We start from the raw sequence: 20,573 nt of genomic DNA on the forward strand, positions 1-20,573 counted from the left end.
AAATGACGAAGAATTTATTGGTTGAGTTAGGGCTTGAAGAAATGCCTGCCTATGTTGTAACACCAAGCATGAAACAATTGCGTGATAAAATGGCAGCCTTTTTAACAGACAATCGTTTGACATTCGATAAGATTGAAATGTTTTCCACTCCTCGTCGCTTGGCTGTACGTGTGTCCAATCTAAGTGAAAAACAAACAGACCTAACAGAAGATTTCAAAGGGCCAAGTAAGAAAATTGCTTTGGATGCAGATGGTCATTTTACGAAAGCTGCGCAAGGCTTTGTTCGTGGAAAAGGCTTGACGGTTGAAGATATCACATTTCGTGAAGTAAAAGGTGAGGAATATGTCTATGTGACCAAACAAGAAATCGGAAAACCTGTTGAAGAATTAATTGATGGAGTAACTGATGTCTTAACCTCTCTGAGTTTTCCGGTCAATATGCATTGGGGTACCAATACGTTTGAATATATTCGCCCTGTTCATACCCTCACCGTGTTATTGGATGATGAATCTTTTTTGATGAATTTGTTCGATATTGAAAGTGGACGGACAAGTCGGGGTCATCGTTTTCTAGGTCATGAAGTGAAGATTCAGTCTGCAGATTCTTATGAAGAAGATCTGCGCGAAGTTTTTGTCATTGCGAGTCCAATGGAACGGGAAAACATGATTTTGGATCAAATCAAAGAAATTGAGAGAATGCACAATGTTCATGTGGAGATTGATGAAAATTTGCTAGATGAAGTGCTGAACTTGATTGAGTACCCAACTGCTTTTATTGGGCGTTTTGACGATCGTTACTTAGATGTGCCGGAAGAAGTCCTTGTTACGTCTATGAAGGTTAATCAACGTTATTTTGTTGTTCGCAATGAAAATGGTAAGCTTCTTCCATATTTCGTATCGGTACGCAACGGAAATGCAGAACACCTCGAAAATGTCGTCAAAGGAAATCAGAAAGTTTTAGTGGCTCGGTTAGAAGATGCAGAATTTTTCTGGCGTGAAGATCAACGATTGATTATTTCTGACTTAGTTGACAAGTTAAAACATGTAACTTTCCATGAAAAAATTGGCTCATTAGCGGAGCACATGGAACGAACAGCAAAGATCGCAGCTCTTTTAGCAGAAAAAGCACACTTATCTACTCGGGAAGCAAAAGATGTAGCCCGTGCCGCATCTATTTACAAATTTGATTTATTGACTGGTATGGTTGGAGAGTTTGATGAATTGCAAGGTATCATGGGAGAAAAATATGCTCTACTTGCAGGAGAAAACACAGCAGTAGCTAGAGCTATTCGAGAGCATTATCTCCCGACTGCTAGTGATGGTGAATTACCAGATACAAAAGTTGGTGCAATTTTGGCCATTGCAGACAAGATAGACACAATTCTTTCGTTCTTCTCTGTTGGACTCATTCCAAGTGGTTCAAATGACCCTTATGCTCTTCGTAGGGCTACACAAGGTGTTGTGCGTGTTTTGGACAAGTTCGGCTGGCACATTGCCTTAGATGAATTGGTAGATCAACTCTATGCGCTGCAATTTGATAGTCTCACATATAGTAACAAAGAACAGGTACTGGATTTCTTCCGTGCGCGCATTGAAAAAATGATAGACAGCGATATTCCAAAAGATATCGTGACAGCTGTGCTCAACAGCTCGACGTTTGTTGTACGTGATTTGGTCGAGGTGGCGGCCCTTCTAGCAGAAAAAGCACAAGAAAATTCTTTCAAACCAGCAGTTGAAAGTTTGGCACGTGTCTTTAATTTGGCAGAAAAAGCAGAAGCAGTGAGTGTTGTGGATGAAAGTCTGTTTGAAAATGAAGAGGAAAAAGAACTTCATACAGCAATCGAGCGCTTGACTTTATCTGATGACTTGGCGGATAATATTGAACAATTATTTGCTTTAAGTCCGGTCATTGATGCATTTTTTGATAACACTATGGTCATGGCAGAAGATGAAGCAATCCGAGCAAATCGTTTGGCGCTTTTAGTCGCTTTGATGACAAAGGCTAAAAAGGTAGCACAGTTTAATCAAATCAATACAAAATGATAAGAGGTGAATCTTATGGAACCGAAGAAAATTGAACGAATCAATGAACTGGCCAAAAAGAAAAAGACAGTTGGGCTGACACCGGAGGAAAAAGTAGAACAAGCTAAACTACGTGAAGAATATATCGAAGGCTATCGTCGTAGTCTTCGTCATCACATCGAAGGGATTAAAATTGTGGATGAAGAAGGCAACGATATCACGCCAGAAAAACTCCGTCAGGTTCAAAGAGAAAAAGGTCTACATGGCAGAAGTTTAGACGACCCAAATTCCTAATGAAGACAACAAAAAATCGCTGAGAGATACTCTCGACGATTTTTTATTTATCTATTTTGTAATATCTTCAAAATGATCAAATGTTTGACTGTCAATTACAGCCATTAATAGTTCATTCTGTTTAAAGATATAGTCAGGCGATGTATCAATATTGAGTACACCATCAGGAGTTTCTCTAAAACCAATGATGTTAAGCTTATGATTCTGACGAAGTTTTAATTGTGCTAAATTTTTACCAATCCAAGCCTGAGGTGGATAAAATTCAATAATAGAGACATTTTTATCTAATTCAATGACATCCGTCGTGGCTTGGTGCAAAATATTTTTAGCAAGCGAAATCCCGGTCTCACGCTCAGGGGAGATGCAGCGATCAGCTCCAACTTTTAGCAAGACTTTTCTGGTTGTCTTACTTTTCACCTTGGCAATCACCTTTTCAACGCCTAAAGATTTACAGTGCATGACGGCGAGGACGCTTGATTCTAAATTGTCTCCTGTAGCCACAACCACTGTATCACAAGTATCAATTCCTGCAGCCTGCAACAAATCGTGGTCTGTAATATCACCGACGACACCTCGCGCCAAAATCGGTTCAAAATGATTGATGACATCTTGGTGGTCATCGACAGCGATAATATCACAATTATATTTGCGGAGTGTGTTAATGATACTGCGACCGAAAACTCCTAGACCTAGTATGCCAATTGTTCGTTTATCCATAAAATCCTTCCTATCCAATAATAGTATTTGCATTAGCAAATTTAATTGTATCGTTTTTCTTCGGTTTTCGATTGGAGAGACTGACAATCAAGGTCAGTGGTCCAATTCGTCCGATAAACATCAAAAACATAATCACTGTTAAAGCAGCATGATTTAAAGTAGGTGTTAGATTGGCAGTCACGCCTACTGTTCCAAGAGCAGACATGGCTTCAAACATTAAGTAAATAAAACGATGCCCCTTATCAGCGACCATTGTCAAAAAAGTCAAACCAAGAATAAAGGTTGTGGTGAAGACAATTAAGACACTAAAGGCTTTTTGAATGGTAGAGGGAGAAAACGTATGATGCCCAAAATTAGTATGGGGCAAACCAAGAATTTCTGTTCGAGCAAAGGCTAACACAACCAAAAAAGTGGTAATTTTCAATCCTCCGGCCGTTCCTCCAGGAGCACCACCTAGAAACATTTGAATGATATAAAGAAGTAATGTAACTGGGCGAGCTTGTGTATAGTCAATCGTTGCAAAACCAGCTGTCCGCATGGTGACGGTTTGAAAGAAGCTGACTAACACCTTTTTTCCGAAAGGCAGCTGACCGATAGTAGCTGTATTTTGAAATTCAGTCAGAAATGTCAAACAAGTTCCACTGATTAAGATAATAGCTGTTAAAGCAAGAACTAATTTTGTATGAAAACGTAGTTTCCGTTTACGTCCTTTTGCTTGTATATTTGTTTTTAAGTCAAACCAGACTGAAAAACCTAAGCCGCCCATAATAATCAAGGCAGCGATGGTTAAATTAACTAAGGTATCTGTTTTATATGATAACAAACTAGTACTACCTAAATTATCAAATCCAGCGTTACAGAAAGCAGAGATAGCAAGAAAAATTGAAGTTAGAAGTCCTTTTCCCCATCCTAAGAGAGGGACAAAACGAAAACTGAGAATCAAGGCTCCGAGTAATTCAATACTAAAAGTAATGAGAAAGATGGAGCGAAGGAAGTCGCGAATAGAATTTGTTTCATCTCGACTAAGACTTTCTTGCAAAGTAGTACGATTGGAAAAACTAAGTTTTTGATTGGAACGTACATAAATCAGCCCGATAAAGCTAATTAACCCTAAGCCTCCAATCTGAATGAGCAGCATACAGATAATCTGCCCCCAAATATTGTAAGTATCAGCGACTGCCTGTGTAAAAAGCCCAGTCACACAGACCATTGAAACTGAAGTAAATAAGTGGTCAAAATAATTAGCTTTGGAAGTCGCTATCTGCATAAAAGGCAGATTTAAAAGAAGAGATCCCACTACAATCACAAGGGCGAAACTCAATAAAATACGCCTAGCAGGAGATAATCTTGATAAAAAATGTGACATTCGTATCTTCTTTCATAGAAATAATGATTTTATTTTACCATAAAGACGTTTAAAAGACGAGAGGGAAGGCGCAAGAGTTTAGTTCTTCTTTAAAAGTTTTTGACCGAAAAAATGCAAGAAGCAATCACTGCCACATCTATCCAAAATAGCAATGCATCTGTCAAGGTGAAGAATAAGTAGAAAGCAATGACGAGAAGGATTGCTAAGAGAGGTAAGAGTATTTTTTTATATTGTTGAAGTTTCATTGAATTTACCCTTTCTTTTCTTAGAAGTGTTCTTGATTCCAAAAAAGTGTGTTTAGGTCTGTTTCCAAAGCTAGTGCTAGATGGATACAAAGATCTAGTGTGGGATTGCATTTATTGTTTTCAATCATGTTGATTGTTTGTCGCGAAACACCAATTTGTTTAGCAAGGTCTAGTTGCGAGAGGCCTAGATTTTTTCGACATTCTTTTACTTGATTCATGTATTTCTCCTTAGCAAAGTGTCAAATATAAGCGACTTTTGTAGTTTCATTATAAGTATCTTTGTTTAACATGTCAAGTATCATTGACAAAAACTTTACATGATTCCAAAAGTCTTTTTTTAAATCTTTGTGGTATAATAGTAAAGATATGACAAATGAATTTCATCATGTAACAGTTCTTCTGCACGAAGCTATTGATCAACTTGGTATAAAGCCAAATGGTGTTTATGTTGATGCAACTTTAGGCGGAGCAGGGCATAGTGAATACCTTTTAAGTAAACTAGAGAAAAACGGTCATCTATATGCATTTGATCAAGATTGGACCGCTATTGAGCATGCTCGAAAACGTTTGGCATCGTACGTTGAGCAAGGAATGGTGACCTTTATTAATGATAATTTTCGTCATTTAAAGGAGCGTTTGCATGAGCTAGGTGTTGAAGAAATTGATGGCATTTGTTATGATTTAGGGGTTTCTAGTCCGCAATTGGATGAGCGCAAGCGTGGGTTTTCCTATAAACAGGATGCTCCACTTGACATGCGGATGAATCAGGATGCAAAGTTGACAGCTTATGCAGTAGTCAATCAATACAGCTATCATGATTTGGTGCGGATTTTCTTCAAGTACGGAGAAGATAAATTTTCAAAGCAAGTTGCTCGGAAAATTGAGCAAATGCGTGAAAAGAAACCGATTGAGACCACTACGGAGTTAGCAGAGATTATCAAATCTGTTAAGCCTGCTAAGGAATTGAAAAAAAAAGGGCATCCTGCTAAACAGATTTTTCAAGCCATTCGCATCGAAGTTAATGATGAGTTGGGAGCGGCAGATGAGTCCATTCAACAAGCTATGGATTTGTTGGCGGTTGATGGGCGTATTTCGGTGATTACATTTCATTCGTTGGAGGATCGCTTAGCCAAGCAGCTTTTTAAAGTAGCCTCAACAGTAGAAGTACCAAAAGGTTTGCCGTTTATTCCAGAGGAATTACAGCCTAAAATGAAATTGGTCACTCGAAAACCTATTTTACCAAGTCAAGACGAATTAAATAAAAATAATCGATCACATTCAGCTAAGCTGCGTGTGGCACAAAAAGTACATAAGTGAGGATTGAGATGGCAACTAGAACAAGAACAACTGGCCAGATACTTCAGGCACGAATTCAAAAATTTTCTCGTGTTGAGAAAGCATTTTATGGAGCGATAGTCTTGACAGCGGTTATCTTAGCAACCAGTGTTGTCTTTATGCAAACAAAATTATTGCAAGTGCAGCGCGATTTAACAACTGTCAATTCAAAAATCGAAGCAAAGCGCACAGAACTAGATGATGCTAAACAAGAAGTAAACGAATTGATTCGTAGTGAACGCTTATCAAAATTAGCGAGTTCGCAAGAAATGACTCAGAATAATGAAAATATCAGAACGGCGGAATAAAGCATGAATGGACTCAGAAGACGAATTTTAAATCATGCTTTGAAAAATCGGAGGCATCCTAGTTATAACCGTAGACGAGTAGGGAAAAGCCTAAGCGTTTTGACGGTTTTTGTCTTTTTTGTTTTTCTGATTAATTTTGCCATTATTATTGGAACAGGAAAGAAGTTTGGTGTGAATTTGGCTGAACAAGCAAGTAAAGTGCATCAAATAACACGGATTGTACCTGCAAAGCGTGGCACGATTTATGATCGTAATGGTTTACCGATAGCCGAAGATGCGACCTCTTATAATGTTTATGCAGTTATTGACAAGAAATATAAGTCAGCAACTGGAGAGATTCTTTATGTAGAAGAATCTCAATATAACAAAGTAGCTGAAGTATTCAATAAATATCTCGGCATGGACAAGGATTATGTCAAGAAACAGCTATCTCGAAAAAAATTGCAACAAGTTTCGTTTGGTTCTCAAGGAAATGGAATCAGTTATAGTAATATGAACACTATTCGTGAAGAATTAAAAAAAGCGAAAGTAAAAGGTGTTGATTTTACTACCAGTCCGAATCGAAGTTATAAAAATGGAAATTTTGCTTCTGTATTTATTGGATTAGCACAGCTTCAGGAAAATAAAGATGGCAGCAAAATGCTTGTTGGTACGACAGGTTTAGAAGCTGCTTTAAACAAGACATTAGCTGGATCAAATGGTGTCATCACCTATGAAAAAGATAAAAATGGAAATATCGTACCGGGATCTGACAAGGTTTCAAGGAAAACACAAGATGGAAAAGATGTTTATACAACCCTATCATCTGATTTGCAGTCTTTTCTTGAAACACGTATGAATGCTTTTCTAGAAAAAGCGAAAGGGAGTTCTGCCAGTGCCACACTAGTGAGCGCAAAAACTGGAGAAATTCTAGCAACGACGCAACGTCCAAGTTTTGATGCTGATACGAAGCAAGATTTGACAAAAGATTTTGCTTGGTCTAGTGCTCTCTATCAGAATCAATATGAGCCAGGCTCAACGATGAAGGTCATGACGCTTGCTGCAGCAATAGATAACAAGACTTTTCCAGCAAATGAAACGTATAATAATAGCGGCTTACAAATTGCGGATGTAACAATTCGTGACTGGAATGTCAACATGGGGCTTTCTGAAGGTCAGACATTGACCTATGCTCAAGGTTTTGCTCTGTCTAGTAACGTTGGAATGGCTTCCTTAGAGAAAAAAATGGGTGATGAAAAATGGTTAGATTACCTTAGCAAATTCAAATTTGGATTACCCACACGTTTTGGGATGAACTATGAAGATTATGGTGGCCTTCCAGCAGATAATATCGTAACTTATGCAATGAGCGCCTTTGGTCAAGGGATTTCGGTTACCCAAGCACAAATGTTACGTGCTTTTTCTTCCATAGCCAATGATGGTGTGATGGTTGAGCCAAAATTTATCAGTGCGATCTATGACTCGAAAAGTGGTCGTGCACGAAAGAGTTCTACAGAGATTGTAGGACGTCCTGTTTCAAAAGAGGCTGCCAAATCAACCAGAAACTATATGGTGAGTGTTGGCACGGATCCTATTTATGGAACCCTATATAGTAAGACAGAAGGCGGTCCTATTATCAAAGTGCCAAACCAAAATGTAGCGGTTAAATCAGGTACAGCACAAATTGCAGGAGAGAACGGAAGTGGTTATTTGACAGGTGCAAATGATTATATCTATTCTGTTGTAGCCATGACACCTGCTGAAAATCCTGATTTCATCATGTATGTAACTCTGAAGCAACCTTCAGAATCTTTCCAACCCATTTTCTGGAAAGAAGTGGTTAACCCTGTATTGGAAGAGGCTGCAGCGATGAAAGATACGCTGAACTTGACGACACAATCTCCCGTTCTAAAATCTGTTTCAAAAGAATTGACTTATAAAATGCCTTCCGCTAAGAATACTAGTCCTGGTGATTTGGCTGATGAATTGCGACGCAACCTTGTGCAACCTATTGTTCTGGGAACTGGTAAGAATATTAAGAAAATTTCTGTGAAAACAGATGAAATCCTGAAATCCAATCAGCAAATCCTTATCCTAACTGATGATTTTACGGAAATGCCTGATATGTATGGCTGGACGAAGAAGAATGCTACAATATTTGGCAAATGGTTAGGTATAAAAGTACATATCAAAGGAAAAGGCTCGAAAGTTGTAGCTCAAAGTGTCAAGACCAATGCATCACTCAAAAAAATAAAAGAAATAACAATTACTTTAGGAGATTAGCATGTTACAAGCTATCATTGCAGGTATTGTGACTTTTATTCTAACTTTAGTTGGGATACCTGCATTTATTCGTTTTTATCACAAAGCTCATATTTCTGGACAACAAATGCACGAAGATGTGAAACAGCACCAAGCAAAAGCTGGAACGCCTACTATGGGAGGAACTGTATTTTTGGTAGCCTCTGTTTTATCTAGTTTTGTGATAGCTCTCATTTCTAAAGAACTTTCAAGTGCTGCCTTGATGATACTATTTATTCTGGTTTTGTATGGTATCGTTGGTTTCTTGGATGATTTTTTAAAGGTTTTTCGTAAAATAAATGAAGGTTTAAATCCCAAGCAGAAACTAGCCCTTCAAATTATTGGTGGCATTGTTTTTTACTTCTTTTTTGATACCCACGGTGGGGGAGATTTACTCAATGTTTTTGGTTTCCCACTTCATTTAGGCTATCTTTATATTGCTTTTACTCTCTTTTGGTTGGTTGGCTTTTCCAACGCAGTCAATTTGACAGATGGCATTGATGGGTTGGCTAGTATTTCTGTTACAATCAGTTTAGCAGCTTATGCAGTCATTGCGACAGTTCAACATCGTTTTGATATTTTAATTGTTATTTTGAGTATGATTGGTGGCCTGCTTGCATTCTTTATTTTCAATCATAAACCAGCCAAGATTTTTATGGGAGATGTAGGAAGTTTGGCTCTTGGTGGTATGTTAGCAGCAATTTCGATAGCACTTCACCAAGAATGGACGCTTCTTATCATTGGGATTGTCTATGTCTTTGAGACAACTTCAGTTATGATGCAGGTTTCTTATTTCAAATTGACTGGAGGCAAACGGATTTTTCGGATGACACCAGTTCATCATCATTTTGAACTGGGTGGCTTATCAGGTCATGGGCAAGCTTGGAGTGAATGGAAAGTTGATTTCTTTTTCTGGGGAATCGGACTTGCGGCTAGTTTACTAACCATTGCGATTTTATATTTATAAGAGAAGTGACTCATTTTAAAGAATTTTTTCTTTAAGATGAGTTTTTTTATGGAATGTTTGCAAAAATTTTCTAAAAATTCGTAAATTTTCTTGAAATTATATGAAAATAGTGTATAATAGGTTCAATATTTAGTTGAGGGAAGTTGGTGATTATTACTTTTTAACAAAGAAAATGTTTTATTTTTTTAACACCTAAGAATGTTTATTCGGTTCGGGTTTTAAGATGAAAATGGGGATGTTTATTTTTATGCATTGGGTAGCTTGTTTTTTAGAAAATAGTATATATAAAAGACTGTTTTTGAATAAATACCCCATCCTTCTTAAGCAAGGTCTTTACTTTTTGAAAACATTTCGGTATAATATGCAATGTAATAAGATGTGACATTAGAGGAGGTTTTATCTATGAAATCATCAAAATGGATTATTGCAACGGGAATTGTACTAAGTGCTGGAATTTTATTGGCTGGTTGTGGCAAGTCAAGCTCTAGCACATCGACATATTCATATGTGTATACACAAGATCCAGATACGCTGAATTATTTGATGGCGAATCGAGCAACAACATCAGATGTTGTTACCAATTTAGTTGATGGATTATTAGAAAATGACCGATACGGGAACTTAGTTCCAGCACTTGCTAAGTCATGGACAGTCTCCAAAGATGGTTTGACGTATACGTATAAATTACGTAAAGACGCGAAATGGTACACATCAGAAGGCGAAGAGTACGCAGGTGTAAAAGCACAAGACTTTGTAACTGGTTTGAAATATGCTGCAGATAACAAATCCGAAGCTCTTTACCTTGTACAAGACTCTGTCAAAGGATTAGATGCGTATATCAAAGGGGAGACAAAAGATTTTTCAAAGGTAGGTGTAAAAGCTATTGATGATTATACAGTACAGTATACTCTGAGTCGTGCAGAAACTTATTGGAATTCAAAAACAACCAATAACATCCTCTTCCCAGTCAATGCAGCCTTCTTAAAATCCCAAGGAAAGAATTTTGGTTCTGTAAAACCGAGTAGCATTCTTTACAACGGTCCATATCTGCTGAAGTCTTTGACGGCTAAATCCTCTATGGAATTTGCAAAAAATCCTCATTATTATGACAAAAAGAATGTTCATTTAGACAATATAAAGTTGACATATTATGATGGATCGGACCAAGAAGCGCTTATTCGAAACTTTACTGAGGGTGCTTATAGTGCAGCCCGTCTTTATCCAAATAGTTCTAGTTTTGCTTCTGTTAAGAAACAGTATAATAACAATATCATCTATAGTTTACAAGATGCGACCAGTTATTATTATAACTTTAACTTAAATCGTCAGTCCTATCACCATACATCTAAGAAAACAGATGCACAAAAAACTGCAACACAGGAGGCAGTACTCAATAAAGCATTTCGTCAAGCAATCAATTTCGCCTACAATCGAACGTCTTATGGTGCGCAAAGCAATGGGAAAGATGGAGCGACAAAAGTATTGCGGAATACACTTGTTCCACCAACGTTTGTTTCAATTGGTGATAAAACATTTGGGGATCTCGTATCTTCCAAATTGGTGAAGTACGGTTCAGAATGGTCTGATATGAATTTGGCTGATGCACAGGATGCTTACTACAATCCAGCAAAAGCAAAAGTAAAATTTGCACAAGCAAAAGCAGAGTTGCAAGCTAAAGGAGTTCAGTTCCCAATTCATTTGGATGTACCGGCTGATCAGACAAGTAAAATTGGTGTTCAATGGGAAAGTTCTATGAAACAATCTGTTGAGTCTGTTTTAGGAAAAGATAATGTTGTCATTGATATTCAACAAATGAGTTCAGATGAATTGAATAACATTGGCTACTTTGCTAATACTGCTGCTCAAAAAGATTATGATTTATACAATGGTGGATGGTCAGGGGATTATCAAGATCCGTCAACTTATCTAGATACCTTGAATACAAAAAATGGTGGTAGTTTGAAGAACTTTGGCTTGGAACCTGGTCAAGAGAACGATAAGATAAAAACTGTTGGTTTGGATACCTATACTACAATGCTTGAGGAAGCAAATGCTGAAACCAATGAGATGAAGCGTTATGAGAAATATGCTGAAGCGCAGGCGTGGTTAATTGATAGTGGGTTGACAATGCCAAATCTTTCTCTTGGAGGAACACCATCTGTGACAAAGACAGTTCCGTTTAGCCGTTCATATTCTTTAGTAGGAATTAAGGGTGGCTCAAGCAACTACTTTAAATATGTTAAGTTGCAAGATAAAATTGTGACGACCAAAGAATACGAAAGTGCTAAAAAGAAATGGCTGAAAGAAAAAGAAGCTTCTAATAAAAGAGCACAAGATAACTATGAAAATCATGTAAAATAAGTACAAGAAATTTCTTTTTGTACGAAATGGGCTATCATTCAAGTTCTTTTTAATAATGTTACCTAGCATAAACATTTAGGATTGTTGATTGGATGCTTCACTTTTTCAAAAAATTTCTTGACAAGCCTTAGCTGTCCTGTTATATTAGCAAAGTATTCAATCGCGGGGATGGTGGAATTGGCAGACGCGCAGGACTAAGGATCCTGTGACCGCTTTAGGTCGTGATGGTTCAAGTCCCTCTCTCCGCATGAGATAAGCTGGTTTTGGTCAGAGAGGAACTGAGGGTAAAATTCAGACAATCCTCTATGCGCGTGAGCAGGATGTGCCTATGTTGGGCATTTGCTTGGGTATGCAGTTAACCTGTGCCGAATTCGCCCGTCACGTCCTAGGCCTGGCAGATGCCAGCTCAGCGGAGCTTAATCCAGACACATCGTATCCAATCATTGACCTCATGCGTGATCAGATTGATGTCGAAGACTTGGGTGGAACGCTGAGACTGGGGCTCTATCCTTCTAAACTTAAGCGTAATTCTAAAGCAGCGGCAGATTATGACTATCAAGAAATCGTGCAACGTCGTCATCGCCATCGCTATGAGTTTAACAATGCTTTCCGCGAGCAGTTTGAGGCAGCCGGATTTGTATTTTCTGGAGTTTTACCAGACAATCGCTTGGTCGAAATAGTGGAAATCCCAGAAAACAAATTCTTTGTGGCCTGTCAGTATCACCCAGATCTTTCCAGCTGCCCGAACCGACCTGAAGGTCTTTATACGGCCTTTGTCACAGCAGTGGAAGAGCCAGGAGAGATAGACTTGCTTTTTCTAGGATAAGCGATTTTTCTAGAGAAATGTTATAATGAAAAACAAAAGGAGGGAAGAAGATGTTTCTAAACATTTTAGCTAGTATTCGTACTAATAATTTTCAAGACGAGCATTGTATAGAAAAAATCCAAGCTCTCTGGCAGGAACAAGAGGGGGCTGTGAAAGAAGCTTTTGCCCAAGGGGAACCAGTCTATGCTGTCTATCATGATTATGCTAGTGATTACAAAGGAGACTACAGTCTCTCCATCTGCCGTTTGACAGATGGGGAACTCTATGATTTTGATACCTCTGAGCAGACCTATCAAGTGTTTGAAGCGGATAAGGAGGATTCTCAAGCGGTTCTTCATGCTTGGCAGAGGATTTGGCAGGCAGAAGAAACAGGTGAGCTTCATCGGGACTACACTATTGACTTTGAAAAATACGATCCCGACCAAACTGTGGCTGTCTTTGTTGCGACTCAGAAGCACTGAGCTTTCTGTGTTCCTGTCTTAGCTTTATTTTCGCTTAGATTTCCCAGTCTTGCTGCTTGAGTAGAAAGTTGATTTTTTGAAATAAAGTCAAAATTTTCTTGACAAGCTTTAGCTGTCCTGTTATACTAGTAAAGTACTCAATCGCGGGGATGGCGGAATTGGCAGACGTGCAGGACTAAGGATCCTGTGACCGCTTTAGGTCGTGAGGGTTCAAGTCCCTCTCTCCGCATGAGATAAGCTGGCTTCGGTCAGTTTTTTTGTTTTATCATTTTGAACTGTGAGGCAGGAAATTTTGTTTTATAAGAGAAAACGCTTAAAAAATTAGGAAACACTGGTATTTTTTTCTGAAAAGTGATAAAATAAACAATGTAAGTGGGGAAACCCATAAAAATAAATAGGAGGCCTAATACTAATGGCAATCGTTTCAGCAGAAAAATTTGTCCAAGCAGCTCGTGACAATGGTTATGCAGTTGGTGGATTTAATACAAACAACCTTGAGTGGACTCAAGCTATCTTGCGTGCAGCAGAAGCTAAAAAAGCTCCAGTTCTTATCCAAACTTCTATGGGTGCTGCTAAATATATGGGTGGTTATAAAGTATGTAAACTCCTCATTGAAAGCCTTGTAGAATCAATGGGAATTACTGTACCAGTTGCTATTCACCTTGACCATGGTCATTATGAAGATGCGCTTGAATGTATCAAAGTTGGTTACACTTCAGTTATGTTTGATGGTTCTCATCTTCCAGTTGAAGAAAACCTTGAAAAAGCTCGTAGAGTGGTTGAATTTGCGCATGCAAATGGAGTATCAGTGGAAGCTGAAGTCGGTACTATCGGTGGTGAAGAAGACGGTATCATCGGTGATGGTGAATTGGCTCCAATTGAAGATGCAAAAGCAATGGTTGAAACTGGAATTGACTTCCTTGCAGCAGGTATTGGTAACATTCATGGACCATATCCAGCTAACTGGAAAGGTCTTCACCTTGATCACTTGCAAAAATTGACAGAAGCTGTTCCAGGCTTCCCAATCGTATTGCATGGTGGCTCAGGTATTCCAGATGATCAAATTCAAGCAGCTATCAAATTGGGTGTGGCAAAAGTCAACGTAAATACTGAGTGTCAAATTGCTTTTGCTAAAGCTACTCGTAAATTTGCTGCTGAATACGAAGCAAACGAAGCAGAATACGATAAGAAGAAACTCTTTGACCCACGTAAATTCTTGAAATCAGGTTTCGAAGCAATTACAGAAGCTGTTGAAGAACGTATCGACGTATTCGGTTCAGAAGGTAAAGCTTAATTAGGTTATAGAACAAAAAATCTCGCTACGGCGGGATTTTTTCTATATCTTTGGGATAAAAGTAGGCCTTGTCTGAGTTGGATTAAGAAGTTGTAAAATTTTTGCTTGACAAAACAAGTCAACATGGTAGAATAAGGAGGTAGCAATCGCCGATTTAGCTCAGTTGGTAGAGCAACGCACTCGTAACGCGTAGGTCGTAGGTTCAAGCCCTATAATCGGCACTATTGAAGGTCTTCATTATATTGAAGGTCTTTTTGTTTATTGTCTATAAAATGTGATTGTGTAAAAAGCAATAGAATCTAGTCAATTTATGAAACATAAGTAGCTTATTCAGATTTCGTAACCACTTACCTGTCCAAATGAACCACTTACTGAAAATCGCTTGAATTTCATATGACAATTGGTATAATGAATAAAGAAAAGTGAGAGGAGCGTTTATGAAAATTCGAGTAGAACTAGATTCTAATTTGGAAGAAGCAGAAATTGTCATTAAGGCGCCTCGCTTTGATGAGCAGATAGAGCGTATTCAGCGTTCCTTGGAAGAAGTTGCCAAACCGTCCATTCTTTTTTACAAAGATACGAGCGAATATTATGTTGATTTAGCAGATATCCTTTTCTTTGAAACGGATGGAAATAAAATTTTCGCGCATGCTCGGAATAATGCTTATGAAGTCAAACTAAAATTGTATGAGTTGGAAGAATGCCTGCCGCGATATTTCTGTCGTATTTCTAAATCAACGATTACAAATATTAAAGCAATCTATTCATTAGAAAAGTCTTTTTCAGGAACGAGCAGTATTCGCTTCTATGATACCCATAAGCAAGTACATGTATCTAGGCATTATTTTCAATTCTTAAAAGAAAAATTAGGTGAAATGAGGTAAATATTATGAGAAAAACATTATTTGGAGTAGGGCTTTTAGTACTGGCTGGTTGGATACTGTTGCAAGGGAATTTTGGTATTCCATCTATTCGCTTCAATTTTTGGCCACTGCTTGTTGTGCTGGTTTTTGCTTACCTTGCACTTGAAAATTTTTGGAGAGGAAATTTATCTGGCGGGGTTATTTTAGCCATTATTTCCCTAATCGTTGCAAATAGTAGTTATCACTTTTTGCCAATTTCATCTGGAACAATTTTCTTAGCAGGTATTCTGGCTTCTATTGGAATTGGGTTGATTTTCAAACCAAAACGAATTTGGGGTATTTATCATGGTCAAAATGCTCGTCGTGTCATAAATGGAGACATCAATTTTGGGAGTGGTACACGCTATATCAATTCGGATGATTTTACTTATGAAACACTAGATTGTGCTTTTGGGAATGCTACGGTTTATTTTGACAATGCTACCATTAAAGGAAACTCTGCAACTTTTGATATTGATGTATCTTTTGGAAATGCTACATTATATGTACCAAGTAATTGGCGTGTAGAGTTAGATGTGGATAACGCTTTTGGCACAGTGACGAATCCTCGTAATATCAATGAGAAAGATAAGACTCTTTATGTAAAAGGAGATGTATCTTTTGGTCGCTTAGGAATTATTTATGTTTAAAATTTAAGAAAGTCATTGATCTACTTGAATTTTGAAATATAAGGAAAATAGTCTTGCAAAATCTTAAAAATTGTGATAAAATTTTACGGTATGTGGTATAAAGCCCGTGAAACTAATCAGGAGGACAAGTATAAATGGCAAAAGTATGTTACTTTACAGGTCGTAAAACTGTATCAGGAAACAACCGCTCTCACGCAATGAACCAAACAAAACGTACTGTGAAACCAAATCTTCAAAAGGTGACAATCTTAGTTGATGGTAAACCTAAGAAAGTTTGGGCTTCAGCACGCGCCCTTAAATCTGGCAAAGTTGAACGCGTTTAATTAACGAAAGGATGAGCCTTTGAGAGGTTCATTTTCTTTTGTCTGAAATAGCAGGTTATGAATATCTCTTTTTCGATAAAAGTTGACTGAATCCTTTTAAATATCTACTCTCTCTTGTACAGTCCGCGTAAAATATGGTAAAATAAACTATAAAATACTTTTGAGGTAGAAATTATGACTGTAAAAATCAATACAAAAGATGGTCAAATTGAGCTGACAGATGATGTTATTGCAACAATTGTTGGCGGAGCGGCAACTGAAATTTTTGGTGTAGTCGGAATGGCCAGTAAAAATGCCATTAAAGATAATTTCCAAGCTTTATTAGGAAAGGAAAATTATGCAAAAGGTGTTGTAGTAAAAACAACGGAAGAAGGAAGCATTGCTGTTGATGTGTATACAGTTTTGAGCTATGGTACTAAGATAAGTGAAGTGTCTAAAAACATTCAAGAGCGTGTGAAATTCAGTCTTGAGAATCAGCTTGGAATTACTGCTGAAACAGTAAATGTCTATATCCAAAATATTAAAGTTGTAGGAGAATAATCGTGTCAAATATTACTACTAGTTTATTTCAAGAAATGGTGCAGTCTGCATCTACTCGTTTGAATAAACAGGCTGAATATGTCAATTCTTTAAATGTTTTTCCTGTGCCGGATGGTGACACAGGTACCAATATGGGAATGACCATTGAAAATGGAGCAAAGGAAGTTGCAGATAAATCTGCTTCTACTGTTGGTGAAGTGGCTGGAATTTTTGCTAAAGGTCTCTTGATGGGGGCGCGTGGGAATTCTGGTGTTATTACTTCACAGCTTTTCCGTGGTTTCTCTCAAAGTGTGAAAGAAAAGGAAGAATTAACAGGGCAAGATTTAGCTCTTGCTTTTCAGGCTGGAGTTGAAGTGGCCTACAAAGCTGTGATGAAGCCCGTTGAAGGAACGATTTTAACTGTTTCTCGCGGGGCTGCAATCGGTGCTAGAAAAAAAGCAGAAGAAACAGACGATGCTGTTGAGGTGATGAAGGCAGCTCTTGAGAGTGCTAAGATAGCTCTTGCGAAAACACCAGATATGCTTCCGGTCTTAAAGGAAGTGGGAGTTGTGGACTCTGGTGGTCAAGGTTTGGTGTTCATCTACGAAGGCTTTTTGGCAGCGTTGACAGGTGAATACATTGCATCTGAAGAGTTTCAGGCAACGCCTGCGACGATGACGGAAATGATTAATGCAGAGCATCATAAGTCAGTAGCGAGTCATGTGGCAACAGAAGACATCAAATTCGGTTATTGTACTGAAATCATGGTGGCTTTGAAAAAAGGTCCAACATATGTAAAAGAATTTGATTATGATGAATTTCGCAATTATTTGAATGAATTGGGGGATTCACTCCTTGTCGTCAATGATGATGAAATTGTAAAGGTTCATGTCCACACAGAAGATCCAGGCTTAGTCATGCAAGAAGGCTTGAAATATGGAAGTCTTGTCAAAGTCAAAGTAGATAATATGCGCAATCAACATGATGCACAAGTTGAAAAGGAAGAGCGTGAGAACAAGCAAATTGCTGAAGAAAAGGAATATGCTGTTATTGCAGTTGTGGCTGGTGAAGGTTTGGCAGAAATCTTTAAGGCGCAAGGAGTAGACTATATCATCTCTGGTGGTCAAACAATGAATCCTTCGACAGAAGATTTTATTAGGGCAGTTGAACAGGTCAATGCTCGCCACATCATTATCCTGCCAAACAATAAGAATATTTTCATGGCGGCACAATCGGCAGCTGAGGTAATTGAACAACCTGCTGCAGTAATAGAAACAAGAACGATTCCGCAAGGTTTAACAAGCCTACTGGCTTTTGATTCAAGTAAATCTATTGAGGAAAATCATGACCGAATGACAGCTGCTCTTACAGATGTTGTAAGTGGTAGTGTAACAAGTGCTGTTCGTGATACAACGATTGACGGTCTTGACATCCATGAAAATGATTATCTTGGTATGGTAGATGGAAAAATTGTTGTGTCTAATCCGGATATGTTGACAACATTGAATGAAACATTCAGTAAAATGTTAGATACAGACAGCGAAATTGTGACGATTTATATCGGAGAAGATGGCAATGAAGACTTGGCCAATGAATTGGCTCAAGATATTACTGAAAAATTTGAAGATGTAGAAGTGGAAATCCATAAAGGTGGACAACCAGTTTATCCATATCTTTTTAGTGTTGAATAAAATCAAAGAATCATTGAAAGGCGACTCAACCGAGTCGTCTTTTTTGTGACATTTGTCATGTGAAACGATGACAAAATCATCTAGTTGGAATTTTTGACAAAATATATAATAGAATTATCAAAAGGAAAGGTAGCTGGTTTATGAAAAAGATGTTTGATTCTTTTGTTGCTTATGATAATGATGTTCAGCTCTCTATATTTTAGTGACTCAGCAATCAATGAGAATTGGTCATTATAATGTAATATCTTGATGAAGACTGATAACGAGTATTCTGTACGGCTTGTTCTTTGGAAGTAGGATTAGGACTGCTGGTATTTTACACTATTTTTGGAGTGTCTTTGCAATCTTGGTTGCTCAGTCTTTATGTATGTACTTATCAAGGAGGAAAAAGATGAATTTGATTGAAGTAAAGGATTTATCCAAAGAGATTCGTGGGAAAGAAATTTTGAAAAATATTTCTTTTACAATTAACGATGGAGAATGTGTGGCGTTGATTGGTCCAAATGGGGCTGGGAAAACGACACTAATGGATTGCTTGTTGGGCGATAAGTTTCTTACAGGTGGACAGGTCAGGATTCAGAGTTTGCAGCCGACAAATAATCAATTGAAACAAGTAGTTGCTATTTTGCCACAAGAAAACACAGTCGTGGCAGATTTGAAGGTAAATGAACTATTAAACTTTTTCCAAAGTCTTTACCCAAATAGTCTGAGCAATCAGGAAATTGATGTTCTGTTGAAATTTACGGATAAGCAAAAAGAACAGTTGGCCAGTAAATTGTCTGGTGGACAAAAACGGTTACTCTCTTTTGTTTTAGCTCTTATCGGGCGTCCGAAGATACTCTTTTTAGATGAACCAACTTCTGCTATGGATACTTCTACAAGACAGCATTTTTGGGAAGTTGTAGATGAACTAAAGAAAAATGGTGTAACTATTGTTTATTCTTCTCACTATATCGAAGAAGTGGAGCATACAGCGGATCGTATTTTGGTGCTACATAAGGGAGAACTAATCCGAGATACGACGCCGTATGCCATGCGTAGTGAGGAACAGGAAAAACACTTCACTATTCCACTTTCTTACCGAGCTATTGTAGAAAACTTACCTGAAGCAACCGAAATCGAAATCAAGCAAAGTGCTCTGTCTTTTGCAACTAAAGAGGCCAGTAAAGTATGGCAAGTCTTGATCGATAATGGTTGTACGATTGAGGAAATTGAAGTACGCAACCGAACGTTGTTGGATAGTATTTTTGAGACAACACAAGAGTAAAAGGAGATCTATCATGAAATATATGACTAGTTTAATGAAGATTGAGTTAATTTTGATGAAGCGACAAGCAGCCTATTATTTACTGTCTATCGGTTTACCCAGTGTTTTTTACTTAATATTTTCTGGTATGATGTCAGGGAATGCACCAGCTAGTGTACTTCAGGCATATCTCTTCTCAATGACTGTTTTTAGTATCATGTCTAGTGCCTTCTTTAGTATTCCAAGCACTTTGCAGTCTGATAAAAATAATAACTGGCAAAAAATGATTCAGCATTCACCGATTTCTATGGTAAAATACTATATATCCAAACTTTGCAGTACGCTGCTGACTTTTATGCTTTCTATAATCGTAGTCTTCTCGATTGGGCATTTTGTTCGCGGGGTTAATCTGCCAATGGTGGACTGGCTTCTTATTGCCTTGATACTTCTGGTAGGAAGTGTGGTCTTTATTGCCATGGGTGTATTGGTCAGCCTCTTGCCAAGTGCTCAGCTTATGTCTGTAGTGGGCAATATCGTCTATATGGCCCTGGCTGTTCTGGGTGGTCTATGGTTCCCTCTGACCATGTTCCCAAAATGGCTCCAGTCAATCGGTAAGCTGACGCCAAGTTATCAACTGATGCAGGTCGTGTCTTCTTATCTAGAACATCATCAGTTCAATGGCAAGGCCGCTTTGATTGTTCTGATTTATACGATTTTGGTCAGCATTCTTGTGCTGCAACTCAAAAAGCGAATTGAGGTAAAATAAA

The 20,573-nt window shown here is 38.0% G+C and carries 19 protein-coding genes, 3 tRNA genes and 1 pseudogene; 20 read left to right on the plus strand and 3 right to left on the minus strand.

All coding sequences use genetic code 11. The features are described from left to right. Positions 1 to 2 precede the first annotated feature (2 nt). Positions 3 to 2,042: a glycine--tRNA ligase subunit beta gene (gene glyS, locus HMPREF1654_RS00265; protein WP_003078245.1), complete on the plus strand. Its 2,040-nt coding sequence runs from the start codon at positions 3 to 5 to the stop codon at positions 2,040 to 2,042. 15 nt (positions 2,043 to 2,057) lie between these two features. Next, positions 2,058 to 2,315, plus strand: a complete 258-nt coding sequence (locus HMPREF1654_RS00270) for a DUF896 family protein (RefSeq protein WP_003073805.1) — start codon at positions 2,058 to 2,060, stop codon at positions 2,313 to 2,315. Positions 2,316 to 2,366: 51 nt separating this feature from the next. On the opposite strand, the gene HMPREF1654_RS00275 is transcribed toward HMPREF1654_RS00270, so the two are convergent. The 3 genes from HMPREF1654_RS00275 to HMPREF1654_RS00290 form a co-directional block, all read right to left on the minus strand. Continuing rightward, a complete protein-coding gene (locus HMPREF1654_RS00275) occupies positions 2,367 to 3,032 on the minus strand; it encodes a potassium channel family protein (RefSeq protein ID WP_003073803.1) in 666 nt (221 codons plus the stop codon). A gap of 10 nt (positions 3,033 to 3,042) precedes the next feature. After that, positions 3,043 to 4,398 carry a TrkH family potassium uptake protein gene (locus HMPREF1654_RS00280; protein WP_003078274.1) on the minus strand — a complete coding sequence of 452 codons (1,356 nt, stop codon included), beginning with the start codon at positions 4,396 to 4,398 and terminating at the stop codon, positions 3,043 to 3,045. 265 nt (positions 4,399 to 4,663) lie between these two features. Further along, entirely contained in the window at positions 4,664 to 4,861 is a 198-nt protein-coding gene (locus HMPREF1654_RS00290; RefSeq protein ID WP_003073800.1) for a helix-turn-helix transcriptional regulator, read from the minus strand. A 148-nt stretch (positions 4,862 to 5,009) separates the two neighbouring features. Between HMPREF1654_RS00290 and rsmH the strand changes: the two genes are divergently transcribed. From rsmH to HMPREF1654_RS00380, 18 genes and pseudogenes are all read left to right on the plus strand, one after another. Then, positions 5,010 to 5,960, plus strand: coding sequence for a 16S rRNA (cytosine(1402)-N(4))-methyltransferase RsmH (gene rsmH / locus HMPREF1654_RS00295; protein ID WP_003078305.1), 951 nt, complete (start codon positions 5,010 to 5,012; stop codon positions 5,958 to 5,960). A gap of 8 nt (positions 5,961 to 5,968) precedes the next feature. After that, positions 5,969 to 6,286 carry a cell division protein FtsL gene (gene ftsL / locus HMPREF1654_RS00300; RefSeq protein ID WP_003070323.1) on the plus strand — a complete coding sequence of 106 codons (318 nt, stop codon included), beginning with the start codon at positions 5,969 to 5,971 and terminating at the stop codon, positions 6,284 to 6,286. Positions 6,287 to 6,289: 3 nt separating this feature from the next. Next, complete coding sequence (pbp2x, locus tag HMPREF1654_RS00305; RefSeq protein ID WP_003078331.1) at positions 6,290 to 8,548, plus strand: penicillin-binding protein PBP2X; 2,259 nt, start codon at positions 6,290 to 6,292, stop codon at positions 8,546 to 8,548. Between the two features lies 1 nt (position 8,549). Further along, complete coding sequence (gene mraY, locus HMPREF1654_RS00310) at positions 8,550 to 9,533, plus strand: phospho-N-acetylmuramoyl-pentapeptide-transferase (protein WP_003078417.1); 984 nt, start codon at positions 8,550 to 8,552, stop codon at positions 9,531 to 9,533. A 402-nt stretch (positions 9,534 to 9,935) separates the two neighbouring features. Continuing rightward, positions 9,936 to 11,894, plus strand: a complete 1,959-nt coding sequence (locus HMPREF1654_RS00315; protein WP_003078276.1) for a peptide ABC transporter substrate-binding protein — start codon at positions 9,936 to 9,938, stop codon at positions 11,892 to 11,894. Positions 11,895 to 12,056: 162 nt separating this feature from the next. After that, a tRNA-Leu gene (locus HMPREF1654_RS00320) sits at positions 12,057 to 12,142 on the plus strand. 11 nt (positions 12,143 to 12,153) lie between these two features. Next, a pseudogene (locus HMPREF1654_RS00325) lies at positions 12,154 to 12,720 on the plus strand (glutamine amidotransferase-related protein); the annotation flags it as partial. Between the two features lie 50 nt (positions 12,721 to 12,770). After that, complete coding sequence (locus HMPREF1654_RS00330; protein ID WP_003073787.1) at positions 12,771 to 13,181, plus strand: GyrI-like domain-containing protein; 411 nt, start codon at positions 12,771 to 12,773, stop codon at positions 13,179 to 13,181. Positions 13,182 to 13,324: 143 nt separating this feature from the next. Beyond that, a tRNA-Leu gene (locus HMPREF1654_RS00335) sits at positions 13,325 to 13,410 on the plus strand. A 183-nt stretch (positions 13,411 to 13,593) separates the two neighbouring features. After that, positions 13,594 to 14,475 carry a class II fructose-bisphosphate aldolase gene (locus tag HMPREF1654_RS00340; protein WP_003073785.1) on the plus strand — a complete coding sequence of 294 codons (882 nt, stop codon included), beginning with the start codon at positions 13,594 to 13,596 and terminating at the stop codon, positions 14,473 to 14,475. A gap of 148 nt (positions 14,476 to 14,623) precedes the next feature. After that, positions 14,624 to 14,696: transfer RNA gene (locus tag HMPREF1654_RS00345), tRNA-Thr, on the plus strand. Positions 14,697 to 14,912: 216 nt separating this feature from the next. Beyond that, on the plus strand, positions 14,913 to 15,359 hold the full coding sequence (locus HMPREF1654_RS00350; RefSeq protein WP_003073783.1) for a LytTR family DNA-binding domain-containing protein: 447 nt from the start codon (positions 14,913 to 14,915) through the stop codon (positions 15,357 to 15,359). A 5-nt stretch (positions 15,360 to 15,364) separates the two neighbouring features. Further along, complete coding sequence (locus HMPREF1654_RS00355) at positions 15,365 to 16,027, plus strand: LiaF transmembrane domain-containing protein (RefSeq protein WP_003073781.1); 663 nt, start codon at positions 15,365 to 15,367, stop codon at positions 16,025 to 16,027. A gap of 134 nt (positions 16,028 to 16,161) precedes the next feature. Then, positions 16,162 to 16,350 (plus strand): 50S ribosomal protein L28, encoded by a 189-nt coding sequence (gene rpmB, locus HMPREF1654_RS00360; RefSeq protein WP_003025909.1) that lies wholly within the window; start codon positions 16,162 to 16,164, stop codon positions 16,348 to 16,350. Positions 16,351 to 16,524: 174 nt separating this feature from the next. After that, complete coding sequence (locus HMPREF1654_RS00365) at positions 16,525 to 16,890, plus strand: Asp23/Gls24 family envelope stress response protein (protein ID WP_003025907.1); 366 nt, start codon at positions 16,525 to 16,527, stop codon at positions 16,888 to 16,890. A 2-nt stretch (positions 16,891 to 16,892) separates the two neighbouring features. Beyond that, a complete protein-coding gene (locus tag HMPREF1654_RS00370; protein ID WP_003078335.1) occupies positions 16,893 to 18,560 on the plus strand; it encodes a DAK2 domain-containing protein in 1,668 nt (555 codons plus the stop codon). 391 nt (positions 18,561 to 18,951) lie between these two features. Further along, positions 18,952 to 19,827, plus strand: coding sequence for an ABC transporter ATP-binding protein (locus HMPREF1654_RS00375; protein WP_003078257.1), 876 nt, complete (start codon positions 18,952 to 18,954; stop codon positions 19,825 to 19,827). A 13-nt stretch (positions 19,828 to 19,840) separates the two neighbouring features. Then, entirely contained in the window at positions 19,841 to 20,572 is a 732-nt protein-coding gene (locus HMPREF1654_RS00380; protein WP_003078350.1) for an ABC transporter permease, read from the plus strand. Position 20,573: the final 1 nt, after the last annotated feature.

Source organism: Streptococcus intermedius SK54 = ATCC 27335 (genome assembly GCF_000413475.1).
Classification (GTDB): domain Bacteria; phylum Bacillota; class Bacilli; order Lactobacillales; family Streptococcaceae; genus Streptococcus; species Streptococcus intermedius.

Coding starts and splice junctions, on each gene's coding strand:
- HMPREF1654_RS00380 (WP_003078350.1), top strand. CDS start 19,841: ATGAAATATATGACTAGTTTAATGAAGATTGAGTTAATTTTGATGAAG.
- HMPREF1654_RS00280 (WP_003078274.1), bottom strand. CDS start 4,398: ATGTCACATTTTTTATCAAGATTATCTCCTGCTAGGCGTATTTTATTG.
- HMPREF1654_RS00290 (WP_003073800.1), bottom strand. CDS start 4,861: ATGAATCAAGTAAAAGAATGTCGAAAAAATCTAGGCCTCTCGCAACTA.
- rpmB (WP_003025909.1), top strand. CDS start 16,162: ATGGCAAAAGTATGTTACTTTACAGGTCGTAAAACTGTATCAGGAAAC.
- mraY (WP_003078417.1), top strand. CDS start 8,550: ATGTTACAAGCTATCATTGCAGGTATTGTGACTTTTATTCTAACTTTA.
- HMPREF1654_RS00375 (WP_003078257.1), top strand. CDS start 18,952: ATGAATTTGATTGAAGTAAAGGATTTATCCAAAGAGATTCGTGGGAAA.
- ftsL (WP_003070323.1), top strand. CDS start 5,969: ATGGCAACTAGAACAAGAACAACTGGCCAGATACTTCAGGCACGAATT.
- HMPREF1654_RS00350 (WP_003073783.1), top strand. CDS start 14,913: ATGAAAATTCGAGTAGAACTAGATTCTAATTTGGAAGAAGCAGAAATT.
- pbp2x (WP_003078331.1), top strand. CDS start 6,290: ATGAATGGACTCAGAAGACGAATTTTAAATCATGCTTTGAAAAATCGG.
- HMPREF1654_RS00315 (WP_003078276.1), top strand. CDS start 9,936: ATGAAATCATCAAAATGGATTATTGCAACGGGAATTGTACTAAGTGCT.
- HMPREF1654_RS00365 (WP_003025907.1), top strand. CDS start 16,525: ATGACTGTAAAAATCAATACAAAAGATGGTCAAATTGAGCTGACAGAT.
- HMPREF1654_RS00270 (WP_003073805.1), top strand. CDS start 2,058: ATGGAACCGAAGAAAATTGAACGAATCAATGAACTGGCCAAAAAGAAA.
- HMPREF1654_RS00355 (WP_003073781.1), top strand. CDS start 15,365: ATGAGAAAAACATTATTTGGAGTAGGGCTTTTAGTACTGGCTGGTTGG.
- HMPREF1654_RS00275 (WP_003073803.1), bottom strand. CDS start 3,032: ATGGATAAACGAACAATTGGCATACTAGGTCTAGGAGTTTTCGGTCGC.
- HMPREF1654_RS00330 (WP_003073787.1), top strand. CDS start 12,771: ATGTTTCTAAACATTTTAGCTAGTATTCGTACTAATAATTTTCAAGAC.
- glyS (WP_003078245.1), top strand. CDS start 3: ATGACGAAGAATTTATTGGTTGAGTTAGGGCTTGAAGAAATGCCTGCC.
- HMPREF1654_RS00340 (WP_003073785.1), top strand. CDS start 13,594: ATGGCAATCGTTTCAGCAGAAAAATTTGTCCAAGCAGCTCGTGACAAT.
- rsmH (WP_003078305.1), top strand. CDS start 5,010: ATGACAAATGAATTTCATCATGTAACAGTTCTTCTGCACGAAGCTATT.